We start from the raw sequence: 5,271 nt of genomic DNA on the forward strand, positions 1-5,271 counted from the left end.
TGGAAGTCATCGACGACGGGCGCGGTATGCCGGTGGATATCCACCCGGAAGAGGGCGTTCCGGCAGTTGAGCTGATCCTCTGCCGCCTGCACGCGGGCGGTAAGTTCTCGAACAAAAACTACCAGTTCTCCGGCGGCCTGCACGGCGTAGGGATCTCGGTGGTTAACGCCCTGTCAAAACGCGTTGAAGTCAACGTCAAGCGCGACGGCAAGGTCTATAACATCGCCTTTGCCAACGGCGACAAAGTAAAAGATCTCTCCGTGGTCGGCAGCACGCCGAAGCGCACCACCGGAACCAGCGTTCACTTCTGGCCTGACGAAAGCTTTTTCGACAGCCCGCGCTTCTCGGTATCGCGCCTGACCCACGTGCTGAAGGCCAAAGCGGTGCTCTGCCCCGGCGTGGAGATTATCTTTAAAGATAAAGTTAACGACAGCGAGCAGCGCTGGTGCTACGCCGACGGCCTTAACGACTACCTTGCCGAAGCGGTTAACGGCCTGCCGACCCTGCCGGAGAAGCCCTTTATCGGCGCTTTTGCTGGTGACACCGAGGCGGTGGACTGGGCGCTGCTGTGGCTACCGGAGGGCGGGGAGCTGCTCACCGAGAGCTATGTAAACCTGATCCCCACCATGCAGGGCGGGACGCACGTTAACGGCCTGCGTCAGGGGCTGCTGGATGCGATGCGCGAGTTTTGCGAATACCGCAACATCCTGCCGCGCGGCGTCAAGCTGTCGGCGGAGGATATCTGGGACCGCTGCGCCTACGTGCTGTCGGTGAAGATGCAGGATCCGCAGTTTGCCGGGCAGACCAAAGAGCGTCTGTCGTCGCGCCAGTGCGCCGCGTTCGTTTCCGGCGTGGTGAAAGACGCCTTCAGCCTGTGGCTGAACCAGAACGTACAGGCGGCAGAGATGCTGGCCGAGATGGCGATCTCCAGCGCCCAGCGTCGTCTGCGGGCGGCGAAGAAGGTGGTGCGTAAAAAGCTCACCAGCGGCCCGGCGCTGCCCGGCAAGCTGGCGGACTGCACCGCGCAGGATCTCAACCGCACCGAGCTGTTCCTGGTCGAGGGTGATTCGGCAGGCGGCTCGGCCAAGCAGGCCCGCGACCGTGAGTTCCAGGCGATCATGCCGCTGAAGGGCAAGATCCTTAACACCTGGGAGGTCTCCTCTGACGAGGTGCTGGCCTCGCAGGAGGTGCATGACATTTCGGTAGCCATCGGCATCGATCCAGACAGCGAAGATCTGACTCAGCTGCGTTACGGCAAGATCTGCATCCTCGCCGATGCGGACTCCGACGGCCTGCACATCGCCACGTTGCTCTGCGCGCTGTTTGTGAAGCACTTCCGCACGCTGGTGAAGCATGGTCACGTCTACGTCGCGCTGCCGCCGCTCTACCGTATCGATCTGGGCAAAGAGGTCTACTACGCCCTGACCGAAGAGGAGAAGGCGGGCGTGCTGGAGCAGCTGAAGCGTAAGAAAGGCAAGCCTAACGTCCAGCGCTTTAAAGGGCTGGGGGAGATGAACCCAATGCAGCTGCGTGAGACGACGCTCGATCCAAACACCCGCCGCCTGGTGCAGCTCACCATTAGCGACGATGACGATCAGCGCACCAACGCCATCATGGATATGCTGCTGGCCAAGAAGCGTTCGGAAGACCGTCGCAACTGGCTCCAGGAAAAAGGCGATATGGCCGATATCGAAGCCTGATAAACCAGCCCCGCGATGCGGGGCTTTTTATCGCATGATTTCCATCGCAGCGCTTTACGCTATGCGCGAATAAAAATCATATGCAATAATTAAACTGGTTAATATAATAAATGAAACTATATAAACCAGTAAGACAGCCTCATAAATTGTGCGGTAAGATGATATTTTTAGATAGCACTCCCTGCGATAACCCCTGATAATAGAATTAAACATTGCCTTGACTTCTGGAACATCATTTACCGATCGTAGATTATGTTTTTTACAGTATCGTCTTTTCTCTCTGATAGGTAACTCTTCACAACTAACAACAAAAATTATTACTTGCAGCAGCGTCACAGTTATAAACCAGAAATAATACCATGTTGCGTATTTAGCTATTACGTGAAAAATAGCCATCATTAATACCCTCTCATATGCTTCATTGCTCTCTTCTCCATGAAAAATGTAATCAAAGCGCCATACGCCATGCAAAAAATAGAAAAAAAACCGATAACGATAAGAAACCAGCCATCCGAAAAAGCATCTTTTTTATCATATAAACAAAACCCAGAAACAGAAGTAGTACCAAACATAAAGCCAGCAAGTAAACCGTATAGCCAGGGATACATATAAATTACCGGCTGGTAAGATATTGGCTCAGGAGTTAAATGCGATGATAACGCCGTTATTGCCATGCGGGTAATCTCCCCAGCGGCAACCAGCTGATTACCCTGTGCGTACATTGTTGCATCAGCCGCAAGCGCCAGGGCCAGCCATTGGTAGCCTGCTGTTTTTTCGCCAAATGACGCTTCAATATCCAGCCGATTCGCTACAATTTTTTTCTCATCCAGCACCTGTAACAGCGGGTATTTTTGTGTCCTGGAAAGTCCTGTATACCAGAGCGTTTTAGGGGCGCTGACAGATTCCGCATACAAATAGATAGGCAGCATTTCTTCTACATCAACGATTTCGGTTAACGGTCGATAGAGATATACCGGAAATTCGCCTTCGATTTCGCTGTACTGATTGGTCAACAAAAAAGCACATGCATTTTCCATCGACTTTGACTCGACCTCGTCATCGTGCAGATCAATCGTCACTAAAAGACGGTTGAATATACAATCGCGAGCACAGTCGATCCACTTATCAAGGAGCGAATAGTCCGGACAGTCTGGCAGATATTCGATTTTATTTACCTTTACTCCCTGCCGTTCGAGAATACGCTGTAAGATTTCACTATAGGATTCATCGCCACCCCGCACCCAGATCGCTGCTTCGAAAAACCGGGAGTAATGATTTTTCAGCTTATCTGCCAGTGGGACCACCAATCGCTCAAGCAACATTTCATTCCGGGTAACCTCAAACGCCTCTTCACTGGGGATCATAAGCGGGGTTTTGGGCGCCAGTGGAAAATCGCCTTCCAGCTTGAGCATATTTAGCGCTGGCTCTGCCAGTGGTGTCAGAACAGTCCGGCCCGCAATAATAAGATGATCCCGGGCATACCGTTTTATCTCTTCGTCTTGCTGGTTTTTTATCGCCAGCCGGGTTGCCAGATAATGCCGCACGCTGCTGGCGACAAAGAGAATAAAAAGTCCCAACGTAATAAGCGCAAAGGCAGGAAACATGACGGCCTGCATAAGAAAATCCGCATTAATGTGCTTGTTTTCTGGCCATGTTACGGCTCGGATGGCAACAGAAATAAGAATAATAACGCAAAAAACTGTAACCGTAGGTCGTACAGGCAACCTAAAATGATCCGGCTCTTCCTGTTCATAATAGTACCACCACTTCATCAGACTGCCCCCGCAACAGATAGGGTAGTCCGGATCGCACATCCACATTCCGCTTTGCACCCATCCACGACAACACCACGGCCATTCATCGTCCAGGTTGGGTGGCACTCTGAAATAGCGAATGTTCCTTTGTGCTCAGGGCATTCAACCCTGTCGTCTTTCAGAGCAACAGGAAGCCCCATGAAATTCGCGCCGGATGCGGTAATTACTTTTCCACCGCTTACTAATGGATCATTGAGCCGAATAACACCTTTCATTTTTATCTCCTTATTTTCCTGCGTTTATATTGCACTGCATATGGTCCCAGCCGGTGTAACCCTTTACTTCTGGAATTTGGTCGGGAAGATTTTGATAATTGGTATGATATTTAGCCGTGTCATTTTCAAGTGCCTGTTTCGTGATGTAATCCATTCCCCAGGCGGGTCCTGGAGATTGCGGTGTTATATCCCCCGTGACCCCGTCTTCAAGTTGATAATGAATCCCCGCCCCTCCCGGCAGAATGCGCGGGTCATCAAACGGCTTTGACGACATATACAGCCAGTGTTTCGTCTGCAAAAAACCCTGGTCATTGACGACCGTGAAGGAGAGAACATCTTCCTGCGACGGAGCGTTCATCCCATCAGGTTCATTTGCTCCTGGAGAAAATTGTGCGATCTGCCAGGTTTGCCCATAATCTTTTGAAACCCGAAACCCGCCAGCTCCCCAACCAGTAATGGCGATATAACGTTCAGACGGATGAACATATTTTTTAGTAAATATCCGGTAAAACTGACTCACCGGCTCAGTGTGAATGCCGCGCTGCGTATCGGTGTACCAGAGTTCACCTTCGCAGTCCCACCCCTTCAGCTCCAGATAGCGGTGATCGTCAAAACGGTACACTACCTGGATCGGCGGCTCTTTGGCTTTCGCCTGACAGCCAGAAATTACCAGCACCGCTGCCAGCGTGATGCCTGTTGCATATTTCAGATTCATATCAGCGCCCCGCATCCATATTGCACTGCATATGGTCCCAGCCGGTATAACCTTTTATTTCCGGTGCTGTGGCGGGAAGGTTCTGGTAATTAGCCTCACGACGCATGACTTTTCCCTGCAACCCCTCCTGAGTAAAATAAACTAACCCCCATCGCCATCCTGGCGCATCTGGTGTGATTTCATCTGTTTCGCCACTATCTAAGCGATATTGAATCCCCGCCCCTCCCGGCAGAATACGTGGGTCATCAAACGGCTTTGATGACATATACAGCCGGTGTTTCGTCTGCAAAAAACCCTGGTCATTGACCACCGTGAAAGAGACAACATCGTCATAATAGGGAGCATTACTTCCATCAGGTTCATTTTTACCAGGAGACATGGACGCACCACCCAACTCCCAGGTTCGTCCATAATCTTTTGACACAGAAAAGCCGCCCGTTATATCTCCCCACCATGGAATCGCAATATAACGTTCTGAGGGATGAACATATTTTTTGGTAAAAATACGATAGAACTGACTGGCTATTCTTGTGTGTATCCCTCGTTTAGAATCGGTGTACCAGAGTTCCCCCTCGCAGTCCCAGCCTTTCAGCTCCAGATAGCGGTGATCGTCAAAACGGTAAACCACCTGGGTCGGCGGCTCTTTGGTTTTCGCCTGACAGCCGGAAATCACCAGCACCGCTGCTAAGCTGATCCCCGTTGCATATAGCGGTTTCATGATTCCCACCACCGTTTCTGACTGATGATACCCAGGCTACGGTCAGACTTTGGTTTCGGCATATCCCACTGCAGGTTTGCCACTTCCTGATTACCGGCGGCCAAATCAC

5 protein-coding genes are annotated in these 5,271 nt (G+C 51.4%); 1 reads left to right on the forward strand and 4 read right to left on the reverse strand.

The window, feature by feature from the left end; genetic code table 11:
* The coding region (gene parE, locus RTP97_RS21155; RefSeq protein WP_312417131.1) for a DNA topoisomerase IV subunit B at positions 1-1,700 on the forward strand (1,700 nt) is incomplete at its 5' end.
* A 398-nt stretch (positions 1,701-2,098) separates the two neighbouring features.
* Here parE and RTP97_RS21160 read toward each other — a convergent pair.
* The 4 genes from RTP97_RS21160 to RTP97_RS21175 are packed head-to-tail and all read right to left on the reverse strand — an operon-like array spanning position 2,099 to position 5,162.
* Positions 2,099-3,472: a hypothetical protein gene (locus tag RTP97_RS21160; protein ID WP_312417134.1), complete on the reverse strand. Its 1,374-nt coding sequence runs from the start codon at positions 3,470-3,472 to the stop codon at positions 2,099-2,101.
* Positions 3,472-3,729 (reverse strand): PAAR domain-containing protein, encoded by a 258-nt coding sequence (locus RTP97_RS21165; RefSeq protein ID WP_312417136.1) that lies wholly within the window; start codon positions 3,727-3,729, stop codon positions 3,472-3,474. Before RTP97_RS21165 ends, RTP97_RS21160 begins: the two co-directional genes overlap by 1 nt.
* A 10-nt stretch (positions 3,730-3,739) precedes the next feature.
* Positions 3,740-4,444: a hypothetical protein gene (locus tag RTP97_RS21170; RefSeq protein WP_312417139.1), complete on the reverse strand. Its 705-nt coding sequence runs from the start codon at positions 4,442-4,444 to the stop codon at positions 3,740-3,742.
* 1 nt (position 4,445) lies between these two features.
* Positions 4,446-5,162, reverse strand: coding sequence for a hypothetical protein (locus RTP97_RS21175; protein WP_312417141.1), 717 nt, complete (start codon positions 5,160-5,162; stop codon positions 4,446-4,448).
* Positions 5,163-5,271 lie beyond the last annotated feature (109 nt).

Origin of the sequence: Pseudescherichia sp., assembly GCF_031998825.1 — a bacterium.
In the GTDB taxonomy this organism is placed as follows: domain Bacteria; phylum Pseudomonadota; class Gammaproteobacteria; order Enterobacterales; family Enterobacteriaceae; genus Pseudescherichia.

Bases quoted from the DNA above. Each gene is read 5' to 3' on its own strand.
- RTP97_RS21160 (WP_312417134.1), bottom strand. From the start codon at position 3,472: ATGAAGTGGTGGTACTATTATGAACAGGAAGAGCCGGATCATTTTAGG.
- RTP97_RS21175 (WP_312417141.1), bottom strand. From the start codon at position 5,162: ATGAAACCGCTATATGCAACGGGGATCAGCTTAGCAGCGGTGCTGGTG.
- RTP97_RS21165 (WP_312417136.1), bottom strand. From the start codon at position 3,729: ATGAAAGGTGTTATTCGGCTCAATGATCCATTAGTAAGCGGTGGAAAA.
- RTP97_RS21170 (WP_312417139.1), bottom strand. From the start codon at position 4,444: ATGAATCTGAAATATGCAACAGGCATCACGCTGGCAGCGGTGCTGGTA.